Origin of the sequence: Mycolicibacterium neworleansense (assembly GCF_001245615.1) — a bacterium.
Classification (GTDB): domain Bacteria; phylum Actinomycetota; class Actinomycetes; order Mycobacteriales; family Mycobacteriaceae; genus Mycobacterium; species Mycobacterium neworleansense.
Genome location: NZ_CWKH01000001.1, coordinates 524,009 through 544,791, shown reverse-complemented (window position 1 = coordinate 544,791; position 20,783 = coordinate 524,009). Strand labels below are relative to the sequence as shown.

Annotated in this window: 16 protein-coding genes and 1 tRNA gene; 8 read left to right on the top strand and 9 right to left on the bottom strand. The window is 65.9% G+C overall.

The genetic code is table 11. From position 1 onward, the window contains the following. Window positions 1-94 precede the first annotated feature (94 nt). A complete protein-coding gene (locus BN2156_RS02505; protein ID WP_090509883.1) occupies window positions 95-2,950 on the top strand; it encodes an MMPL/RND family transporter in 2,856 nt (951 codons plus the stop codon). 220 nt (window positions 2,951-3,170) lie between these two features. Here the strand turns inward: BN2156_RS02505 and BN2156_RS02495 are convergent, their stop codons facing one another. Next, complete coding sequence (locus BN2156_RS02495) at window positions 3,171-3,494, bottom strand: hypothetical protein (RefSeq protein WP_090509879.1); 324 nt, start codon at window positions 3,492-3,494, stop codon at window positions 3,171-3,173. Window positions 3,495-3,761: 267 nt separating this feature from the next. Here BN2156_RS02495 and BN2156_RS02490 point away from each other — a divergent pair, with 267 nt between their 5' ends. The 3 genes from BN2156_RS02490 (at window position 3,762) to BN2156_RS30845 (ending at window position 7,289) form a co-directional block, all read left to right on the top strand. Then, on the top strand, window positions 3,762-4,241 hold the full coding sequence (locus tag BN2156_RS02490; protein ID WP_090509877.1) for a hypothetical protein: 480 nt from the start codon (window positions 3,762-3,764) through the stop codon (window positions 4,239-4,241). A 174-nt stretch (window positions 4,242-4,415) separates the two neighbouring features. Continuing rightward, window positions 4,416-6,884, top strand: coding sequence for a transglycosylase/D,D-transpeptidase PonA2 (ponA2, locus tag BN2156_RS02485; RefSeq protein ID WP_159402813.1), 2,469 nt, complete (start codon window positions 4,416-4,418; stop codon window positions 6,882-6,884). A gap of 249 nt (window positions 6,885-7,133) precedes the next feature. After that, complete coding sequence (locus BN2156_RS30845) at window positions 7,134-7,289, top strand: hypothetical protein (RefSeq protein WP_090509875.1); 156 nt, start codon at window positions 7,134-7,136, stop codon at window positions 7,287-7,289. A gap of 87 nt (window positions 7,290-7,376) precedes the next feature. Here the strand turns inward: BN2156_RS30845 and BN2156_RS02475 are convergent, their stop codons facing one another. The 3 genes from BN2156_RS02475 to BN2156_RS02460 all read right to left on the bottom strand — a co-directional run bounded on the left by BN2156_RS02475 (window position 7,377) and on the right by BN2156_RS02460 (window position 9,973). Further along, a complete protein-coding gene (locus tag BN2156_RS02475; RefSeq protein ID WP_090509867.1) occupies window positions 7,377-8,657 on the bottom strand; it encodes an acyl-CoA dehydrogenase family protein in 1,281 nt (426 codons plus the stop codon). Then, window positions 8,635-9,465 (bottom strand): sensor domain-containing protein, encoded by an 831-nt coding sequence (locus tag BN2156_RS31490; RefSeq protein ID WP_407661592.1) that lies wholly within the window; start codon window positions 9,463-9,465, stop codon window positions 8,635-8,637. Before BN2156_RS31490 ends, BN2156_RS02475 begins: the two co-directional genes overlap by 23 nt. Before the next feature lie 434 nt (window positions 9,466-9,899). After that, window positions 9,900-9,973, bottom strand: a tRNA-Ile gene (locus BN2156_RS02460). Between the two features lie 155 nt (window positions 9,974-10,128). On the opposite strand from BN2156_RS02460, the gene BN2156_RS02455 reads away from it, so the two are divergent. Then, on the top strand, window positions 10,129-11,160 hold the full coding sequence (locus BN2156_RS02455; protein WP_210436563.1) for a threonine aldolase family protein: 1,032 nt from the start codon (window positions 10,129-10,131) through the stop codon (window positions 11,158-11,160). A gap of 43 nt (window positions 11,161-11,203) precedes the next feature. Here BN2156_RS02455 and BN2156_RS02450 read toward each other — a convergent pair whose 3' ends face one another. Beyond that, window positions 11,204-12,016 (bottom strand): carboxymuconolactone decarboxylase family protein, encoded by an 813-nt coding sequence (locus BN2156_RS02450; protein WP_235625187.1) that lies wholly within the window; start codon window positions 12,014-12,016, stop codon window positions 11,204-11,206. A 37-nt stretch (window positions 12,017-12,053) separates the two neighbouring features. Next, on the bottom strand, window positions 12,054-12,959 hold the full coding sequence (locus BN2156_RS02445; RefSeq protein ID WP_090509866.1) for an Lrp/AsnC family transcriptional regulator: 906 nt from the start codon (window positions 12,957-12,959) through the stop codon (window positions 12,054-12,056). A 240-nt stretch (window positions 12,960-13,199) separates the two neighbouring features. Between BN2156_RS02445 and speB the strand changes: the two genes are divergently transcribed. From speB to BN2156_RS02430, 3 genes are read left to right on the top strand one after another with little or no spacing between them, the layout of a single operon-like run. After that, window positions 13,200-14,147, top strand: coding sequence for an agmatinase (speB, locus tag BN2156_RS02440; protein ID WP_090509865.1), 948 nt, complete (start codon window positions 13,200-13,202; stop codon window positions 14,145-14,147). Continuing rightward, window positions 14,140-15,744: a thiamine pyrophosphate-binding protein gene (locus BN2156_RS02435; protein WP_090509858.1), complete on the top strand. Its 1,605-nt coding sequence runs from the start codon at window positions 14,140-14,142 to the stop codon at window positions 15,742-15,744. The genes speB and BN2156_RS02435 overlap by 8 nt, the downstream gene beginning before the upstream one ends. A gap of 16 nt (window positions 15,745-15,760) precedes the next feature. Then, window positions 15,761-17,242, top strand: coding sequence for a sodium:solute symporter family protein (locus BN2156_RS02430; RefSeq protein ID WP_090509855.1), 1,482 nt, complete (start codon window positions 15,761-15,763; stop codon window positions 17,240-17,242). On the opposite strand, the gene BN2156_RS02425 is transcribed toward BN2156_RS02430, so the two are convergent. The 3 genes from BN2156_RS02425 to BN2156_RS02415 are packed head-to-tail and all read right to left on the bottom strand — an operon-like array spanning window position 17,199 to window position 20,774. After that, window positions 17,199-17,891, bottom strand: a complete 693-nt coding sequence (locus BN2156_RS02425; RefSeq protein ID WP_090509853.1) for a YwaF family protein — start codon at window positions 17,889-17,891, stop codon at window positions 17,199-17,201. The two genes, BN2156_RS02430 and BN2156_RS02425, sit on opposite strands and share 44 nt — an antisense overlap. 7 nt (window positions 17,892-17,898) lie before the next feature. Then, window positions 17,899-19,260, bottom strand: coding sequence for a metallopeptidase TldD-related protein (locus BN2156_RS02420; RefSeq protein WP_090509852.1), 1,362 nt, complete (start codon window positions 19,258-19,260; stop codon window positions 17,899-17,901). Further along, on the bottom strand, window positions 19,257-20,774 hold the full coding sequence (locus tag BN2156_RS02415) for a TldD/PmbA family protein (protein WP_090509849.1): 1,518 nt from the start codon (window positions 20,772-20,774) through the stop codon (window positions 19,257-19,259). Before BN2156_RS02415 ends, BN2156_RS02420 begins: the two co-directional genes overlap by 4 nt. Between the last annotated feature and the right edge of the window lie 9 nt (window positions 20,775-20,783).

Here is a 20,783-nt window from a genome sequence, read left to right as displayed (position 1 = left end):
AGACGGGTGAAACGACACCACGTAGTAAGGTAAGCCTTCGCACAATGCCCGACCGCTGCATCGTGCTCACTCCACCGACCACCAAGGGTTCCTGATGGCCGATTCCAGAGCTCCCCACAAGGGGATCGCTCGATGGATCCGTCGATTCGCCGTTCCGGTGATTGTCGGCTGGATCGCTCTCCTCGCGTTTCTGAGCGCAACCGTTCCCCCACTCGAGGTGGTGGGTCAGATGCGCTCGGTGTCGATGAGCCCAGAAGAGGCGCCGTCGGTGATCGCGATGAAGCGCGTCGGCAAGGTGTTCGACGAGTTCCACTCCGACAGCTCGGCGATGATCGTGCTGGAGGCCCAGGGGGACGGCGCCAAGCTCGATGACGACGCCCACCGGTTCTACAACGACATGGTCGACCGGCTGGAAGCCGACAAGAAGCACGTCGAACACGTCCAGGATTTCTGGGGCGATCCGCTGACCGAGGCCGGCGCCCAGAGCAATGACGGCAAGGCCGCCTATGTGCAGGTGTACCTGGCCGGCAACATGGGTGAGGCGCTCGCCAACGAATCGGTGGAAGCGGTCCAGAACCTGATCAGGGACCTGTCCCCGCCGCCCGGCCTCAAGGTCTATGTCACCGGGCCCACCGCCCTGGCCGCCGATCAGCAGATCTCCGGCGACCGCAGCGTCAAGATCATCGAAGGTGTCACCTTCGCCGTCATCATCACGATGCTGCTGCTGGTGTACCGGTCGATCATCACGGTGATCCTGGTGCTGGCGATGGTGGTGGTCGAGCTGTCGGCCGCCCGCGGCTTCGTCGCGTTCCTGGGCTATCACAACCTGATCGGTCTCTCGACCTTCGCGACACAGCTGTTGGTTACGCTCGCGATCGCCGCGGCCACCGACTACGCGATCTTCCTTATCGGGCGATATCAGGAAGCCCGCAGTGTCGGTGAGGACCGAGAACAGGCGTATTACACGATGTTCCACGGAACCGCGCACGTGGTGCTCGGTTCCGGCATGACGATCGCCGGCGCCACGCTGTGTCTGCATTTCACCCGGCTGCCGTACTTCCAGACCCTCGGCATTCCGATGGCCGTCGGCATGACGGTCACGGTTCTTGCGGCGCTGACGCTGGGACCGGCGATCATCACCGTCGCCAGCCGGTTCGGCAAGGTCCTCGAACCCAAACGCGCCATGCGCATCCGATTCTGGCGGCGGCTGGGCGCATTCGTGGTCCGCTGGCCCGGTCCGGTGCTGCTCGGCACCATCCTGCTGTCGCTGGTCGGACTGCTCACGCTGCCCGGCTATCGGACCAACTACAACGACCGCAATTACCTGCCCACCGATCTACCGGCGCAGGAGGGATACGCCGCGGCCGACCGGCACTTCTCGGCAGCGAAGATGAATCCCGAGTTGCTGCTGATCGAAACGGACCACGACGTCCGCAATTCGGCGGACTTCCTGGTGATCGACCGGATCGCCAAGCGGGTCTTCGAGGTGCCCGGCGTCGGCAGCGTTCAGGCCATCACCCGCCCCCAGGGCGAACCGCTGGAGTTCAGCACCATCCCGGCCCAGATGAGCATGGGCGGGGTCATGCAGACCATGAACCGCAAGTACCTCACCGACCGCGCCGACGACATGCTGCTGCAGGCCGACGAGATGCAGAAGACGATCAACACGATGGATCAGATGATCGTGCTGATGCAGGAGATGAGCGGCATCACCCACAGCATGGTGGGCAAGATGGATCAGATGGTCGTCGACATCGCCGAATTGCGAGACCACATCTCCGATTTCGACGATTTCCTGCGCCCCCTGCGCAACTACCTGTACTGGGAACCGCACTGCTACAACATCCCGGTGTGCTGGTCGATGCGCTCGGTGTTCGACGGACTCGACGGTGTCGACACGATGACCGAGAGCATCCAGCAACTGATGCCCGACATGCACCGGCTCGACGAGCTGATGCCGCAGATGGCGACGATGATGCAGCCGCAGATCGAGACCATGCGGAACATGAAGACGATGATGCTGACCATGTATCAGACCCAGAAGGGTCTGCAGGATCAGATGGCGGAGATGCAGGAGAACCAGACCGCCATGGGTACGGCATTCAACGACTCCAAGAACGACGACACCTTCTATCTGCCGCCGGAGATCTTCAACAACGCCGACTTCAAGCGCGGCATGAAGAGCTTCATCTCCCCCGACGGAAAAGCGGTGCGCTTCATCATCTCTCACCAAGGTGACCCGCTGACGCCGGAAGGCATCGGGCTCATCGACGGGATCAAGCTGGCCGCCAAGGAGGCCATGAAGAACACCCCGTGGGAGGGCTCCAAGATCTACATGGGCGGCACCGCCTCGGCCTTCAAGGACATGCAGGAAGGCAACAACTACGACCTGATCATCGCCGGCATCTCGGCCCTGTGCCTGATCTTCATCATCATGTTGATCATCACGCGCAGCCTGGTGGCCGCCGCGGTGATCGTCGGCACGGTGCTGGTCTCACTGGGCACGTCGTTCGGGTTGTCGATCCTGGTGTGGCAGCACCTGCTCGGGATCGAACTGCACTTCATGGTGATGGCGATGGCGGTGATCGTGCTGTTGGCCGTCGGCGCGGATTACAACCTGCTGCTGGTGGCGCGACTCAAGGAGGAACTGCCCGCCGGCATCAACACCGGCATCATCCGGGCCATGGGTGGCAGTGGGTCGGTGGTGACCGCGGCCGGTCTGGTGTTCGCGTTCACCATGATGTCGATGGTGGTCAGCGAGATGATCGTGGTGGCCCAGGTCGGTTCGACGATCGGATTGGGCCTGCTGTTCGACACCCTGGTGATCCGCTCGTTCATGACGCCGTCCATCGCGGCGTTGATGGGCCGCTGGTTCTGGTGGCCACAGCTGGTGCGTCAGCGCCCGGCACGCGGTGTGGTGGCTCGAGCGATGGAACGGTCGGGCACGTAGCCTTCGACCGCTAGTCGCGCCGCTTCCTGTGGGGTGACCAGACGCTCCTCACTGGCCGGATAACGCCGGCTCTTGATGGGGCAACGGATCAGCGAGAGGGCGATCCGCGCGGTGCGCGTGTCGACTGTGCGGCTGATGTCCACGGCGGTTCACTCCATTCCCTGATCGGTCGTGCCCGGATCGGGCTGTGTCGGATACACGGTTGGTGGGGGCATCGGGTTCACGGCTCCCCGGGAAGCATCGGCACCCCGGGAATCATCGGATAGCTGCCGGCCGGCTGCTGGACGGTGCCGGCCGGCCCGCCGACAGCCGGCGCGGCGTTGCGCCCGCCGGTCAGAAATGACAGCAGGGATGCGTAGTCGTCGATGGCGCTGACCAAAGCGCCGGGATCGAACGGTACCGAGGGTGCCTGATCATCGGTCGGCAGCGGGGTCCGCGGCGCGGCTGTCGCGGACGCGTTGCTCACCGCCAGGACCGCCAGCGGACCCGCGAGGATCAACGCCGCATACCCGAGTCGCCGGCCGAGCGTTGTGTACGCAGACATGGTGGCCTCCCCTGTCCGACGTGCAGTGCATCTGTTTGCACTGGAGTCACTTGGGACACATTGGTCGGCAACAGTCACATTTAGGGCACGACACCGTCACGAATCGCTCCCTATGGCGTGGCTTTGCCTTCGCCAGACACCACCTGTGAAAGGGTCTCGCGCTCACGGCGCGTAGTTGCGACGGCAACTACCTGGCATTTATCGCGTCAATATTGTCCGAGCGTCTCTGCCCGCGTTGATACGGTGCGGCGAGAAGAACGGGGGCCCATGACGAAGCACATCGCAACCTGCCTCATCGGAGCGATCGCGATCGGTCTGGCCGCCACGGCATGCGGTCCGGTGAACGAGAAGGCCGCTGCCACGACCACGACACCCCCGCCGGCGACCACCACCGCGGCCGCGGGCGGCGAATCGGTGGTGGCGCTGTTGCCGACGCCGGCCGACGTACAGCAGACCCGAGGGCCCGACGACATCGCCGACGGCGGCATCCACCTGCACTATCAGGTCAACGGGTCGCCGACGGACGTGATGACCGCGTACAAGAACGCGCTGCAGAACAAGGGGTGGACGGTCACCACGATCATCACCTCGGGTGGCGGCGGAGGCGGCGGTGCCACCTACACCGGAACCCACGGCGACGCCTATGGCGTGTTCGACGGCGGTGGGTACGACAACACCACATACATCGACGTGTGCAGCTGGCCCGCCAAGCCGGCCAATCCCAACTGCAGCCGCAGCGATCGTTAGCGACGCGTAGTCGCGCCGGTTGCGCACCGGCATGGCGAAGTACGGGCGGCCGCGGGACTCATCCGCCCGCTGCCCGTCGAATTCGATATTTCGGAGATCTGAAATCACAACGTAGCCAACGTGTTGCGTGCGATGCATATATCGCCGACCGGCGACCGTTTTAGGCTAGAGGGCATGTCCGGCCCGCCCGCGGGTTCGCGGTCTACGGTTGCCAAGCTGGCCATGCACTGTGTGCTGGCCGGATTGCTCGCGGCGGCCTTGATGTTCCCCGTCGTCGGCGGTATCGGAATCATGACGGCACGACTGTCCGACACGGTGGCACAGGATTCGGCGCAAGTCCTCGAAGGTGATGCGCCGATCGTCACCACCATGGTGGATGCCTCGGGCCAACCGATCGCCTGGCTGTACGAGCAACGTCGATGGGTGGTGCCCATCGACCGGATCGCCGACACCATGAAGCTGGCGATCGTGTCGGTGGAGGACAAGCGCTTCGCCGAACACAACGGGGTGGATGTTCAGGGCACGCTGAACGGCCTGCTCGGCTATATGCGCGGCATCGAGGACGTTCGCGGCGGGTCAACCCTCGAACAGCAGTACGTCAAGAACTACAACCTTCTGGTCAACGCGAAAACCGATGCCGAGCGCCGCGCGGCCGTGGAGATCAGCCCCGCACGCAAGCTGCGGGAGATCCGGATCGCGCTCGCAATGGACAAGGCGCTCCCCAAGGGAGAGATCCTGGCCCGGTATCTGAACCTCGTATCGTTCGGCAACGGCGCCTTCGGAGTTCAGGACGCGGCGCGCACCTACTTCGGTGTCGACGCCGCAGACCTCACCTGGCCGCAAGCCGCCCTGCTGGCCGGCGTGGTGCGGTCCACGAGCGCACTGAATCCCTACACCAATCCGGACGGCGCCCTCGCACGTCGCAACCTCGTGCTCGACACCCTGATCGACTATCTGCCGGACCGGGCCGAGGAACTGCGCGCTGCGAAGGCTGCGCCGCTGGGCGTACTCCCCCAGGCCGATCCCCTTCCACAGGGCTGCATCGCCGCCGGCGACCGCGCCTTCTTCTGCGAATACGTCCTGCAATACCTGGCCCGCTCCGGCCTGACCATGGAGGACGTCGCACGCAACGGATATCTGATTCGCACCACGCTGGACCCCAAGGTCCAGGACAGCGTCAAAGCGGCGCTGGAGAAATACGCCGACCCGAACGCCACCGGGGTGGCGAGCGTGATGAACGTGATCACGCCGGGCAAGGATGCCCACCGGGTGATCGCGATGGGCGACAGCCGCACCTACGGACTCGACCTCGATGCCAACCAGACCGTGCAGCCGCAGCCGTTCTCGTTGGTCGGCGACGGCGCCGGGTCGATCTTCAAGATATTCACCACCGCCGCCGCGCTGGACATGGGCATGGGCATCAACGCTCAGCTCGACGTTCCCGGAACATTTCTGGGTAAGGGGCTCGGCAGCAGCGACACTCCCGGATGTCCAAGGGAAACCTGGTGTGTGCGCAATGCCCGGGCCTTCAAGAGTCCGCTGAACGTCACCGACGCCCTCGCGCAATCCCCCAATACCGCTTTTGCCAAACTCATCTCACAGATCGGTGTGCCGAGGGCGGTGGACATGGCGGTCCGGCTGGGATTGCGGTCCTACGCCGAGCCTGGCTCCGCCCGCGCCTACAACCCGTCCGGGGAGAACGCAGACGAGAGCATCGCCGACTACGTCAAGCGGCAGAACATCGGATCCTTCACCCTCGGGCCGCTCGAACTCAACGCCCTCGAGTTGGCGAATGTGGGCGCGACGCTGGCCTCGGGCGGCACGTGGTGCCCGCCGAGCCCGATCGACAAGATCTTCGACCGGCACGGCCGTGAAGTGGGTGTGGAGACCGTCCCCTGTGACCAGGCGGTGCCCGAGGGCCTGGCCAACACACTGGCCAACGCGCTGGGCAAGGACCACTCGGGTGGAACCGCCACCGGCGCAGCGAGTTCGGTCGGCTGGAAACTTCCGATGTCCGGCAAGACCGGCACGACCGAGGCCCACCGGTCCTCGGGATTTCTCGGCTTCACCAATCGGTACGCCGCCGCGAACTACATCTTCGACGACTCCTCGTCTCCGTCGGGCCTGTGCTCCTACCCATTGCGCAAATGTGGCGACGGCACGCTGTTCGGCGGTACCGAGCCGGCCCTGACCTGGTATGCCGCAATGAGTCCCGTCGCCGACAGTTTCGGCCCCGTGGCACTGCCGCCCACCGACTCGCGCTATGTCGACGGTGGCCCGGGCAGCTACGTGCCGAGCGTGACGGGGCTGAAAGTCGACGAGGCACGTAAGCGTCTGCAGGAGGCCGGTTTCCAGGTTGCCGACAAGACCACACCTGTCAACAACAACGCGACCAGGGGCTCGGTGGTCGGCACGACCCCTAGTGGCAGAACCATTCCCGGCTCGATCGTCACCATCAACACCAGCACGGGATACGTGCCACCGCCGGTCTACATTCCGCCGCCCAACATTCCCCCGCCGCCCACGGTCAACGAGCTGGGGCCGCCCCCGCCGCCGAATGTCATCGAGATCCCCGGGCTGCCACCGATCACGCTTCCGCCACCCGCTCCGCCGCCGCCACCGCCACCGCCACCGCCTGCGTGAGGCCGGTCCGGCACTAGCCAACTCGGCGTGCTGGGTCGGGTCACCGTCACTGAGTGCCGCTACCGACGGCTGTTTGCTCCGGGCAGTCCGACCAATGCTCCAGCTCCGAGCAACACCGTCCGCCGGTGCAGATCCGCCATGATCGAGGATGCTAGCGGGGACGATAAGTCCGCACGTTTGGATATCGACGGATCTGGCAATTACCTACTGCGACAGACCGCGAGGTTTCCTACGTCGAACGGATTGACCATGATCGTGCTCGGCATCATCCTCTTGTTGATCGGCTATTTCGCCGGCATATCGATCCTGTACACCATCGGTGGGATTCTGGTGGTGATCGGGGTCATCTTGTGGATTCTCGGAGCCGTTGGCCGTCCGGTCGGCGGGCGAAAAGTCTGGTATTAGAGCAGCTGGAAACCACCGGCCGTGATGAGCTTCCCGCCCATCACGGCCGGTGGTTTCTGAGCGTGCGCCGGAGCCGGAGCGATCGGCTCAACGGTGGCGTTCGAAATACTTCTGGTAAGCCTCGGCGGAAGCGGCCAGATCGGGTCTGGCAGCCAGCACGGGCTCCATCTTCCTACGGGCTTCTTCGCGCTTGTACGGGATGAACTCGGTTGGGAAATTTCCCTCGTGCGGGTGGTAATCCCGGAGCACCCGGCGCGCCACGGTGGCCTTGTGCACCTCGTCGACGCCGTCGGCGATGCCCATGGTCGGGGCACCTGCGTACATCGCCTGAATGGGCGTGAGATCGGTGGTGCCAAGCGAACCCAGAATGTGCAGGGCATTGAACGACACGTCACGCAGCACCTTCGCCATGGTGAACTTGACGGCGGCGATCTCGGTGCGTGCTTCCTGGGTCGAGGTGTGGTCGATCTTCCACGCCGTCTCCAGCACGAACAGCCGCAGCATCTTGATCATCGCGTAGGACTCGGCGATCTTCTCCTGCACCATCTGATGTTCGGATATCAGCTTGCCGTGGGATTGCCGGCTGAGAGCCCGCTCGCACATCATGTCGAACGCCAGGTTGCACTGAGCGATGGTGCGCATGGCGTGGTGGATCCGTCCGCCGCCAAGGCGTCTCTGCGCCAATACCTTTGCCCCGTCCTCCGGGCCGAGCAAGTGGTCGAGCGGCACCCGAACGTCGCGGTAGACGATGTGGTTGTGGTTTCGCGGCTCGGGCATGATCTCCACACCCGGCGTCGAGCGCGGCACCACGAACATGCCGTTGGTACACATCACGAACAGAATGTCGGCGACCCGTCCCGCTGAGGTGAACCACTTCTCGCCGTTGATCACCCACTCATCGCCGTCCCGCACGGCGTGCGTCTTGAACAGACTGGGGTCGCTACCGCCCTGCGGTTCGGTCATCGAGTACGCCGAGAACAGGTCCTGGTTGAGCAGTGGAACCAGCCAGCGTTCTTTTTGTTCGTCGGTGCCGTAGGCGGCGAGCATCTCCATGTTGCCGGTATCAGGAGCCGACGCTCCGAACATGTGCGGCGCCCCGGCATATCGTCCGATGATCTCGTTCAGCAGGCCGAGCTTGAGCTGCCCGAAGCCGGGGCCGCCGAGGTCCCGGTCCAGGAAAATGGCCCACAGACCCTGATCCTTGACCTCCTGTTGCAACTCGCGGACATAGGACTTCACCACCGGATCGGGTGAGCGCACCGCGTACGGGAAGACGTGGTCGAGCGGCTCGACCTTGTCCTCACAGAACTGCTTGACCCAATCGAGCTTCTTCTGGAACTCCGGTTCAGTGCTGAAATCCCATGCCATACAGGCCTCCTCGAGTGATGCCCTGGTCGTCAGGCATGGGCTCCTGTCTAGCACCCGCCGCACAGTCCGCGAGGGAAAAGACTCCGAGAGCCCGGTGACGAGGCGCGGACCGACGGCGGACACCTACGAAACGATAGGCGGTGCATCGATCCGTGCGGAGATCTGCTTGACGATCTTGACAGCGGAATCGGCCGGGTTGGCACTGCAGGTATTGACATCCACCACGATGTTGTTGTTGGCGGTGACCCGCCCGGGCGTTGGACTGGGTCGCCACCGTGCTCAGCACGCCGTCCTTGACCGAGATGGGCCCCACATCCCACAGAGTGCCGGTCTGCGTGTGGGTGTAGTGCTTGCACGCGGGCCATTGCTGCACCGAGGAGTTGTAGAAGGCCTTGGCCTGTTCGGCGTCGGCGAAGCGAACCACAGACTGCTTGGCGTAGTGAGCGAGGACGTCCGGCTCGCTCAGCGACACCTCTTGCTCGTGGGTGAATCCACTGTCGGCATACACGGGCGCCTGCGCGGCGCCGTCGACTGCGAGGCACTCACGGGGCGCCATCGTCGCGCTGTCATCGGACATTTGAGACGCGGTACCCGTGACAGCCATTCCCCCGGCGGCCATTGCCGCATTGATCTGTTCGGCCGAAAGCAGCAATCGGGGCAGGGTTTTCTGTCTCAGCGGCGTCGGAGGAAACGATGTGATCATCGGCCTGGCCGACGTTTTCTCGACCGCTTGTTCCGTTGACTGACCGCAGCCCGCGGCGAGGGCGCAAGCAGCGGCAATGGTGATCACGGTGTTCGCAAAGCGCATTCGTCGTCCCCCCATTTCTGCGCCAGCACATCTGATTCACGGTGATGTTGACCCGTAATGGATAAATCCAGGGAAACAGCGCAGGAATGCTCCACGCAGAACATTGGTCATAACGGTTGAAGACTTTCCGAAACCGTTACCGAAACACCATCAAATTCCAGGGTGAACATTTCCGCGCACGCCGGGTGGAACTCGCACTGCTCGGCAGGGCGGCAGGCATGTTCGCGGTTGTGGTGGCAGTGCTCGGTGCGCTGGGGGCAAGCCTGTGCGTTCGGGAGCCCGCGAATCTGGCAAGTTGCGACGGTGACGTTCGCTACTGGTGGAGACAATATCGGCGCATATGTTCCGGTCTTCGCCGCTGCAGGGGTTGCCGGCTGCCGATGGTGCTGGTGGCAATCGGACTCATGATCCTGATCGAAGGCGGCGTCTTTGAGTAGGGCGGGCGGGGCTCGAACCCGCGACCAAGGGATTATGAGTCCCCGGCTCTAACCAACTGAGCTACCGCCCCATACGCAGCTGCGCGGCAATATGGTCGCATACGCCGCAGGCGCAGATGCCAATGAGGGCGGCAGACCGGCCTGAGGTGGTTACGTTCAGCGCGCTGGTCCTGGCCTCGGCTCCTGGATCGCGGCGGCCGTGGTCGTCTGGCTGGTCGGTGGGATCATGGCGGACGTGCCTTCTCACGCGTTCGCCTCGGACAACGCCGCACCCGCGCACCCGGCGGTGATCGACGCGATCGTCGCGGCCAACAACGGCTCCGTCGCGTCCTACGGCAACGATCCCGCCACCCAGCGCGCGGCCGAGGCCGTCAAGACCACGTTCGACTCCCCCGATGCCGAGGTGCTGTTCGCCCTCACCGGGACGGCGGCCAACGTCATCGCGCTGGCCTCCGCTGTGCGGCCGTGGCAGGAGATCCTGTGCAGCGACATTGCCCACTCACTGGTCGACGAGGCCGGTGGCCCGGTCCGGCTGTCCGGTGCGCCGGTGACAAAGCTGCGCAGTGACAACGGTCTGATCGACCCGGCCGTGCTCGACATCGAGGTGGCACGCCGCGGGCCGGTCCATCACTCACAGCCACGCATCGTCACGATCACCCAGTCCACCGAGAACGGCCGCGTCTGGACTCCGCAGGCCATCAAGGACTTCATCGACCACGCCCACGATCTCGATCTGCTGGTGCACGTCGACGGCTCTCGCATCGGCAATGCGGTTGCCGCGCTGGACATCTCCGCGCCGGATGCCATTGCCGACGCCGACATCGTGACGGTCGGCGGCACGAAGAACGGCATGCTGATGGGGGACGCGATCCTGGTGCGCCGCCCCAAGTCGTTCGACGGAATCCACTTCGTGCAGAAGCAAATTGGCCACCTTGCCAGCAAGCAACGATTCATCGCGGCTCAGTTCGAGGCGATGTTGCACGACGGGCTGTGGCTGCGGACCGCCACCCACGCCAACCGGATGGCCACCCGGCTCAGCGCGGGCTTTCAGGCTCTCGGCCTGACGCTGACCTCTCCTACCGAGGCCAACGAAGTCTTCGTCGACCTCGAACCTGCTGCCTACGCTGCGGTCTCGGCCGGCTACGCCGTCCACCGCCCCGACCCGCTGCTGCCCGCCGTGCGGTTCGTCTGTTCGTGGGTGACCACCGAGGACGAAGTCGACGGCGTCCTGGAATTGCTTGCGCCGTTTTCGACGTGAGGTCTGCGATTCGCTGAAGGCGTCGCTCCCGAGACGCCGACGGTCAGCTGTAGATCGGCTGGCCGTCAGCGCCCAACCGGTACTCTTCGGTGCCCTCGTCGACGCGGGCGGCGTCGGCGCCCAGCGCGACAGCCACCTTGTTGCAGGCGTTGCGCATCACGTCCAGGGTCAGCTCGACCGCCTCGTCCTGCGAAAAGTGCTGGCGCAGTTCATCACCCGATACCTGAGCGGGAGTCCAGATCAGTGCGTCGACGTATCGCAGCGCGGCTTTGTGCCGGTCGGACAGGTCGGAGTTCTCGAAGTCGTCGATACCGTCGTAGTCGGACTCGGTGGCACCGGCCTCGAGCGCGGTGGCCTCCCGCAGCGACTTGCACAGCCGGCAGTTGTGCTGACGGGCCCCGCGCAGCCGCACGATCTCAGAGGTCACCGGGTCCAGCGCCCGCATCCGCCCGATGGCGGGGACGAAGGTGTCCAACACATAGTCCGCCGGATTCGTGTCGTGATCCCACACCACGTCATCGGCGGGCCAGTCCACCTCCAGCGCGGAAAACCCGGCGCGCATCCGCGGTACGAAGTCGGCCACATAGATCAGCGTCGTCACCGTGAACACGTCGGGCCCGAGCAGATCGGCAAACGCGGCCCGCTGGGCGTTGTTGATACCGGTGACGTCGATGCTGAACTGCTCGGCGAACTCGGTGACCATCGGGTCGACGCAGCCGCCGCGGGTTTCCGCCGGCACGGGCGGCAACCCGAGCGTCGACGCGCACACCTCACGCACGTCGGCGTTGATATCGGCCAACTTAGGTGGCGATAACGCGACCAGATGCGTCAACTCGCTGAGCAGATCGGCAGACACACCGGCAGTATCCACCAAGGCGCCCGGCCCCGTGTGGTTACGCGGACCCCGATTCCAAGACGTCCAGACCCGAGGCATAGCTCTCCTTGACCACGTCCAGATGTACCCAGCTGTCGACGACACCGACGCCGGGCAGGGCACGCACGGCGTCGAGGATCTCGACCAATTGCGCGGCCGAGAACGCCCGCACCGTGACCAATAGATCGAACCGGCCCAGCGTGCGGGCCACGAAGATCACCGACCGCATGCTCAGCAGGGCCGCCACCACCTCGTCCCCGGCTCCGGTCAGCCGGATACCGAGTCCGAGCGCACTCTGCCGATCCTGCCCGGAATGCCGCACGACCGCCCCGACGCGCACCACCTGCGATTCGAGCAGCCGCACCACCCGACGTCGCGCACCGGCGGGTGAAAGCCCCACCGTCTCGGCGAGATCGACGTAGGAGGCGCGTCCGTCATCCTGGAGGGCGCGCAGCAGGGCCAGATCCAGATCGTCGACCTCGACGCTGACATCACCGACGGGTCCGACGACGTCGCGCAGCACCTCGACGTAGGTGAGCGTGTCGACACCCACCACTCCCGCCATCGCGCGCAACTCGGCGATCACGCCGTCGATATCGCGGATCGACCCGACCCGCACCTCCGCGATCAAGCCGTAGGCACCGCTCGTCAGTGACAGGAAGGCCACGTCGACGCGCCGCGCCAGGGTGGTGGCGATCCGCGCCACCGGTCCATCGACCAGCACGCTCACATGGGCCAGCGCGCCGCGGCCGAGCACCGCGGGATGCACGACACCGCGGATCACGACCTGCCCGCCATCGATGAGGCGCTGTGTCCGGGCAGCCGCCGCCGATCGCGACAGTCCCACGCGCTGTGCGATATCGCGGTGAGTCAGCCGCCCGTCGCCCTCCAACAGGCTGATGATCGCCTCGTCAACCTCGTCCATCGCGGCACCGCCTGAAAATGAGCCAAGAAATTTTCCACACAAATGTACCGGCATAAAGATGGCCACATCCGCTCACCAGATCGTTTTCCGACCGATGTGACGTCTACGACCGTCATATCGACACCAGAGAGTGCACAGTTCCGATCGAATCGATTGCATGTCCTGAGCTGCGGGTTTACCGTAACGCACATCACATTCGCCTCAGATTCTGAACGCCGCAACCGCAGAGGAAGTGACCGCATGACCGCCCCGATCGGCCCCGTCGACGCATCGAAGATCCCCCGCTTCGCCGGTCCGGCCACCTTCGCCCGCCTGCCGCGTCTGGACCAAGTGACCAAGGCCGACGTCGTCGTGGCCGGGGTCCCCTTCGACTCGGGCGTCTCCTACCGGCCGGGCGCCCGGTTCGGCCCCACCCACGTCCGCGAGTCCTCGCGGCTGCTGCGTCCGTACAACCCTGCCATGGACGTGTCCCCCTTCGAACTCATCCAGGTCGCCGACGCCGGCGATATCGCGGTGAACCCCTTCAACATTCACGAGGCCATCGAGACCATCGAAGGCGCGGCTCGCGACCTCACCTCCGACGGCACCAAACTGGTGACCATCGGCGGTGACCACACCATCGCGCTGCCGCTGTTGCGCGCCGCCGCTGCCAAGCACGGCCCGGTCGCTTTGGTCCACTTCGATGCCCACCTGGACACCTGGGACACCTACTTCGGTGCCGAATACACCCACGGCACCCCGTTCCGGCGCGCCGTCGAGGAGGGCATTCTCGACACCGAGGCGCTGTCACACGTGGGCACCCGCGGCCCGCTGTACGGCAAGAAGGACCTGGAGGACGACCGCCGGTTCGGGTTCGGCATCGTCACCTCCTCCGACGTGTACTACCAAGGCGTACGCGAGGTCGTCGACAAGCTGCGACGGCGCCTGGGCAACCGTCCGGTGTACGTGTCGATCGACATCGACGTGCTCGACCCGGCCCACGCCCCCGGCACCGGCACCCCGGAGGCCGGCGGCATGACCAGCCGCGAGCTGCTGGAGATCCTGCGCGGGTTCCGAGGACTCAACCTGGTCGGCGCCGACGTGGTCGAGGTGGCCCCCGCCTATGACCACGCCGAGATCACCGGTGTGGCCGCGTCGCATGTCGCCTACGACCTGGTGTCCCTGCTGGCTTTGGGGCCCGATGCGTAACGGCGGCGACCTCGTCGTCGAAACCCTTACCGCGCTGGAGGTCTCGCATGTGTTCGGCATCCCCGGCCAGAACGCGCTGGGTCTGTTCGATGCCATCCGGCGCAGTGAACTGAGGTTTGTCAGCTCGCGGGTGGAGAACAACTCGGCGTTCGGCGCCGACGGCTACAGCCGGGTCACCGGCGAAGTCGGTGTGCTGTTCTTGTCCACCGGGCCCGGCGCGCTGACCGCGCTGGGCGCACTCCAGGAGGCCTACGCCACCGGGGTGCCGCTGCTCGTGATCGCCAGCCAGGTGCCGCGCTCCGGCGTGGGCCTGCGTCGAGGCATGCTGCACCAGCTCGACGATCAGAAGGCCAGCGCGGTCAACGTCACGAAAAGCGTTGCCACGGTGCGGCAGGCCGCAGAGATTCCCAGCCTGATCGCCGACGCCTACACGCTGGCACAGACCGCCCCGGCCGGGCCGACGTGGGTGGAAATCCCGCAGGATGTGCTGTTGGAGCCGACGACGGTGCCGCCGGTGGCCGCGCTCGAGGTGACGCCGACCCAACGTGCCCCGCGCCCCGAGTTGATCCAGGAGGCCGCCGCGCTGCTGAACACCGCACAGCGGCCGGTCATCTTGGCCGGCGGCGGCGTGCGCCGCTCGGGCGGCGGCCCGGAGGCGTTGGTGGCCTTGGCCGAAAAACTGGGTGCCCCGGTGGTTTCCACGGTCGGCGGTAAGGGCGCCATCTCCTTCGACCACCCACTGTCGGCCGCGTCGTGGATCGAGGACCGCTACACCACCGAGATGCTGGAAAACGCCGACGTGCTGGTGGCCGTCGGTACCGCGATGGGTGAGGTCACCAGCAACTACTTCACCTTTGCACCGCGCGGCCGGCTGATCCACATCGACGCCGAGGCCCGTGTGCTGGAGGCCAACCACCCCGCCCTGGCCATCCATGCCGATGCCGCCCACGCCATGCGTGCGCTGACCGAGAACGTTGACACCCGTGACACTGCCGCGGGGGCGACGCAGGCCACCGAGCTTCGAAAAGCGGTGCAGAACAGGCTCGCCGGGCAGGATCTGGCCACCGAACTGCAACTCATGGCCGATCTCCGGGCCGCCGTGCCGTCAGGGACCCACACTTTCTGGGACATGACGATCGCCGGATACTGGGCCTGGTCGGCATGGGACCCACAGGACGGCGCCTTCCATTCCGCGCAGGGCGCCGGCGGCCTGGGCTTCGCCTTCCCGGCCGCGCTGGCCGCGGCGATCGCCACCGGCGACCGCACCTTCGCGGTGTCGGGTGACGGTGGCGGCATGTACTCGATCGCCGAACTGGCCACTGCCCGCCAGCACGACGCCAACGTCACCTGGCTGATCGTCGACGACGGCGGTTACGGCATCTTGCGGGAGTACATGACCGCCGAGTTCGGCACGGCGACCGCGACCGAACTGGCCCGCCCCGACTTCGCCCGGCTCGCAGAGAGTTTCGGCATTCCCGCGCATACCGCCACACCCGGCACCGTCGGCGAGATCGTGGCCGCCACGTTCGGCACCGACGGCCCATCTGTCGTCGTGCTGCCCGCAATGCTCAGCATGTTCGCCCCCACTCACCTCTGACCGAAGGATTGACATCGTGGGTAAACCAGTCGATATCGCGATCGTCGTCATCTATCTGCTCGCGATGCTCGCCTTCGGATTCTGGGGCAAGACCCGCACCAAGGATTCCGCCGACTTTCTGGTCGCAGGCCGCCGTCTCGGGCCCACGCTCTACACCGGCACCATGGCCGCCGTCGTGCTCGGCGGTGCCTCGACGGTGGGCGGCGTCGGCCTGGGCTACAAGTGGGGCATCTCCGGCATGTGGCTGGTGGTGGCGATCGCCGTCGGCCTGCTGGCGCTGAGCCTGTTCTTCGCCGGACCCATTCAGCGCCTGCGGGTTTACACTGTCGCGCAGATGCTCAGCCTGCGCTACGGCGTCGACGCCACCTCGGCCTCCGGGGTCGTCATAGCGGCCTACACCCTGATGCTGTCGGTCACCTCGACCATCGCCTACGCGACGGTGTTCAACGTGCTGTTCGGCACGGGCCGAACGCTTTCCGTGGTCATCGGCGGCATGGTCGTCATGTTGTACTCGGCGATCGGCGGCATGTGGTCCATCACGCTGACCGACATGGTCCAGTTCATCCTCAAGACCATCGGGGTGTTCTTCCTGCTGCTGCCGTTCACCTGGAACAAGGCCGGCGGGTTCGACGGCATCCGGGAACGCGCCGGCGACGCAGTGTTCGACCTCACCGCGATCGGCACCGAGACCATCATCACGTTCTTCGTCGTCTACAGCTTCGGAATGCTCATCGGACAGGACATCTGGCAGCGGGTGTTCACCGCGCGCTCCCCGCAGGTCGCCCGCTGGGGTGGGACGACAGCCGCGCTCTACTGCGTGCTGTACGGCATCGCCGGGGCGCTGATCGGCATGGCCGCATCGACTTTCATGCCCGACATCGAAGCCAAGGACGACGTGTACGCCCAGATCGCCGAGGCGATTCTGCCCGTCGGCATCAGCGGCCTCGTGCTGGCCGCCGCCGTCGCCGCGATGATGTCGACCGCGTCGGGCGCCCTGATCGCCACCGCCACGGTGGCCCGCACCGACATCAAGCCGATGCTGGCACGCCTGCTCGGCAAGCCCGCCGCCACCGGCGACGACAGCGAGAACCCGGAAGTGGACGTGCATTCCGACCGCCGCTACGTCGCGGTGCTCGGAGTCATCGTGATCGTCATCGCCGCACTACTGAACGATGTGGTCGGTGCGCTGACCATCGCCTACGACATCCTCGTCGGTGGGCTGCTGGTACCGATCCTGGGCGGCTTCCTGTGGAAGCGGGCCACCGGTGCCGGTGCGCTGGCCGCGATGGCGGTCGGCACGCTGGTCACCTTGGGCACCATGGCAGTCGTCGGCGACGTGCTGGCCAACGAGCCCATCTACTACGGCCTGGTGTCCAGCCTGATCACCTACATCGTGGTCAGTCTGCTGACGCCACGTACCTCCGCGGAAGTGCTGCGGGTGTGGGACGACCGGCTCAGCGGGCGCGATACCGCCGAGGTACCCATGGCCACGTCATGAGCGCCCACACCCCGGCCACCAGGACGCTGGCCACCAGTACGTAGACCGGCCAGGGGCCCATCAGGTCGAGTAGTGACGCGGTCGCGGGTTTGGCGTTGAGGAACCCGTAGTTGGTTCCGGCGATCGCGTTGAACGTCATCGTTCCCAGCGCCCACACCGCCGTCACCGACACCACGAGCCGATAGCTGCGCCAGTCGGGGCTCATCCCGCGACCCCAGGTCAAATAGATTGCCGCCCAGACCACCAGCAGATGGATCGACCAGAAGGCCAGGAACTCGTAGTGCGGGAAGTCCGGGCTCTTGAGCACCGGGGAGATCAGTGCCTGGGTGCTCAGCACCAGACCCCAGTAGTAGGTCAGCACATACGCCCACTGCCGTTGCGACCACAGCGCGTACGCCCCGACGACGGTGGCCAGGTCGGTCAACCGCAGCGGCACCGACCGGTCGATCGACGGCGGGATCAGGGTGTAGATCAGCATCGCGACGTAGATCACGGCCGTCACCGTGCCCAGGATGCGGCCGCACATCCGGGATTGATGTTCGGTTTGGCGGCGGCCGAGCCAGACCAGCAGCACCGCCCCGGCGGCAAACACGGCGATGGCGACCCAGTGCGACGGGCCGTACACCGTGAATTGCCGTTGGGACAACACTCTTACCTCATTGCGCTCGGCTCACCGAGGACATGTGGAAGTCCGGGATCCGCAGCGTCGGCATGGCCGCGCGGGTGGCCCAGTCACCCCACTCGCGCGGCAGGGTGACCTCGCTGATCCCGGCCTCGCCGGCGCGCCGCAACAGGTCCAGCGGACTCTCGTTGAACCGGAAGTTGTTCACTGCCGCGGTCACCTCGCCGTCCTCGATCAGGTAGACGCCGTCCCGGGTCAGCCCGGTCAGCAGCAGCACCGTAGGGTCGACCTCGCGGATGTACCACAGCGTGGTGAGCAGCAGACCACGCTCGGTGCCGGCGATCATGTCGGCCAATTCAGTTGTGCCACCAGTCATCAGCAGGTTGTCGGCCGGTACCGCGACAGGTGTGCCGTATTCGGCGGCCACGGCCCGCGGGTACGCCAGCGCATTGACCACCCCGTCGCGGATCCAGTCCACCCGGCCGATGTCCATGCCGTTGTCGAAGATCGACACCCGCTCCGAGGAACTCGGTACCGCGACGAACGGCTGGCAGGCCAACTCTGCCGCAAACGGGTCGGAGTACAGCGTCAGTCCCAGATCGGTGAGCTTCTCCCCGACCCGCGTCCCACCGGGCGCCGATAGCGCGGTGCGCCCTTCTTGCGCGCCGCGACCATCCATCGCCCAGGTGAGATAGATCATCATGTCGGCCACCGTGGACGGCGGCATCAGCGTCTCGTACCGGCCGGCGGGCAGTTCCACCGTCCGCTGCGCCCATCCCAGCTTCAACGACAGCTCATCGAGCAGTGAATCCACCTGCACATCAACGAAATCCGCGGTGCTCACTCCGGCCCAGACACTCGCGCCGTCGCGCTTGGCATTGATCTCCACCGACCCGGTCGGCTGGGTGTAACGACGGCGCAGGCCCGTCGAGGTGGCCACGAACGTGGTCTCCATGACGTGGCGGGCGTATCCGTAGAGCTGGTCGGAGCCGGCGAAGCCCTTGGCGAGATCGCCGGCGATGCCGGTGAACACCTGTGCGCCGGTGCCCACCACCGGGGCATCCCAATCCGCCGGTACTCCGGTGCCCGGTAACGGCGCCGCGGCGTCGCGAGCCTGCGGCGAGGACGCCGCGGCCCGCTGCGCGGCGGCCACCAGTTCTGGGATCACCGCCGGATCCACTTCGGTGGACCGCACGGATCCGACATGCGCCTTGTCACCGCGGCGGACGATCGAGATCACCGTGACGGTGCGGCTGACCGTCTCGCCGTTGGTGGTCATCGAGTTTCCGGCCCACCGCAGCGAGGCATCGGCCCGGTCGGTGACCAGAACGATGGTCTCCGTGCCGGGATCCGCTGCACCCAGGGCGATGTCGACGACCTGCTGTGCGCCGATCATCGGCCGCCCTCCGTCCGGGTGTTCAGTACATTGATGCCGCGGAACAGGGCGCTCGGGCAGCCGTGGCTGACCGGGGCCACCTGCCCGGGCTGGGCCTTGCCGCAGTTGAACGCCCCGCCGAGGCGCCAGGTGGACGGCCCGCCAACGGCTTCCATCGCGCCCCAGAAATCGGTGGTGGTGGCCTGGTAGGCCACGTCCCGCAGCTGCCCGTCCAGCCGCCCGTCGCGGATCCGGTAGAACCGCTGGCCGGTGAACTGGAAGTTGTACCGCTGCATGTCGATTGACCAGGACTTGTCGCCCACGACATAGATGCCGTCGGACACGCGTGAGATCAGGTCCGCCGTACTGAGATCCTCCAGGCCGGGCTGCAGCGACACATTGGCCATCCGCTGGATCGGGACATGGTGGGGCGAGTCGGCATACGAGCAACCGTTGGAGCGGGCCTGGCCGAGGCGCGGCGCGAACACCCGGTCCAGCTGATAGCCGACGAAGACGCCGTCGCGCACCAGGTCCCAGCTCTGCGAGCGCACCCCCTCGTCATCGAAACCAACAGTGGCCAAACCGAATTCGACGGTACGGTCAGCGGTCACGTTCATCACCGGTGAGCCGTAGCGCATGGTGCCGAGCTTGTCCGGAGTGGCGAACGACGTGCCGGCGTAGGCCGCCTCGTAGCCGATCGCCCGGTCGTATTCGGTGGCGTGCCCGATGGATTCATGGATCGTCAGCCACAGGTTGGACGGGTCGATCACCAGGTCGGTGGGACCCGCGACAACCGACGGGGCCTTGGTCTTCTCGGCGAGCAGCGTCGGCAGCTCGGCCAGCTCAGAGGTCCAGTCCCACACGTCATCACCGGCAAGGGCTTCCCAGCCACGCGCCGTCGGCGGGGCCAGCGTACGCATGGTCTCGAAGCTTCCGGCGGCGGAGTCGACAGCCACCGCCTCCATGGTCGGCATCACCCGCACCCGCTGCTGGGTGATCGATGACCCGAAAGTATCGGCGTAGAAGGTCTGCTCCTTGACCGCATGCACTCCCGCCGACACATGGTCGACGCCGTCGGCCGCCAGCAGCCGGCCGGAGTACTCGCCGAGCAGGGCGATCTTGTCCGCCGCGGGCACGGCGAACGGGTCGACGCCGTAGTCGGACACCCACGAAACGTCGGTGTAGACCGGTTCGGCTGCCAATTCGATGCGCTCGGCGTTCAGCGACGCCAGCGTCGTCGCCACCTGCACCGCGCGCCGCGCCGTCTCGGCGGCCACCTGAGGCGCCAGCTCGGCATGGGAGGCGAATCCCCACGCGCCGTCCACGATCACCCGTACCGCCAGGCCGATCTCGCGGTTGACCACGGACATCTCCAACTCGCCGTCGCGTAATTGGATGATCTCGGTGGTGATGCGGTGAATCCGCAGGTCGGCATAGCTGGCGCCGGCCGCGGCCGCCGCGGACAACGCCGCGTCGGCCAACTCGAACCGGGGCAGCTCCAGGAAATCGGCGTCCACACGTCGCTGGGCTGTCATGATTCCCCA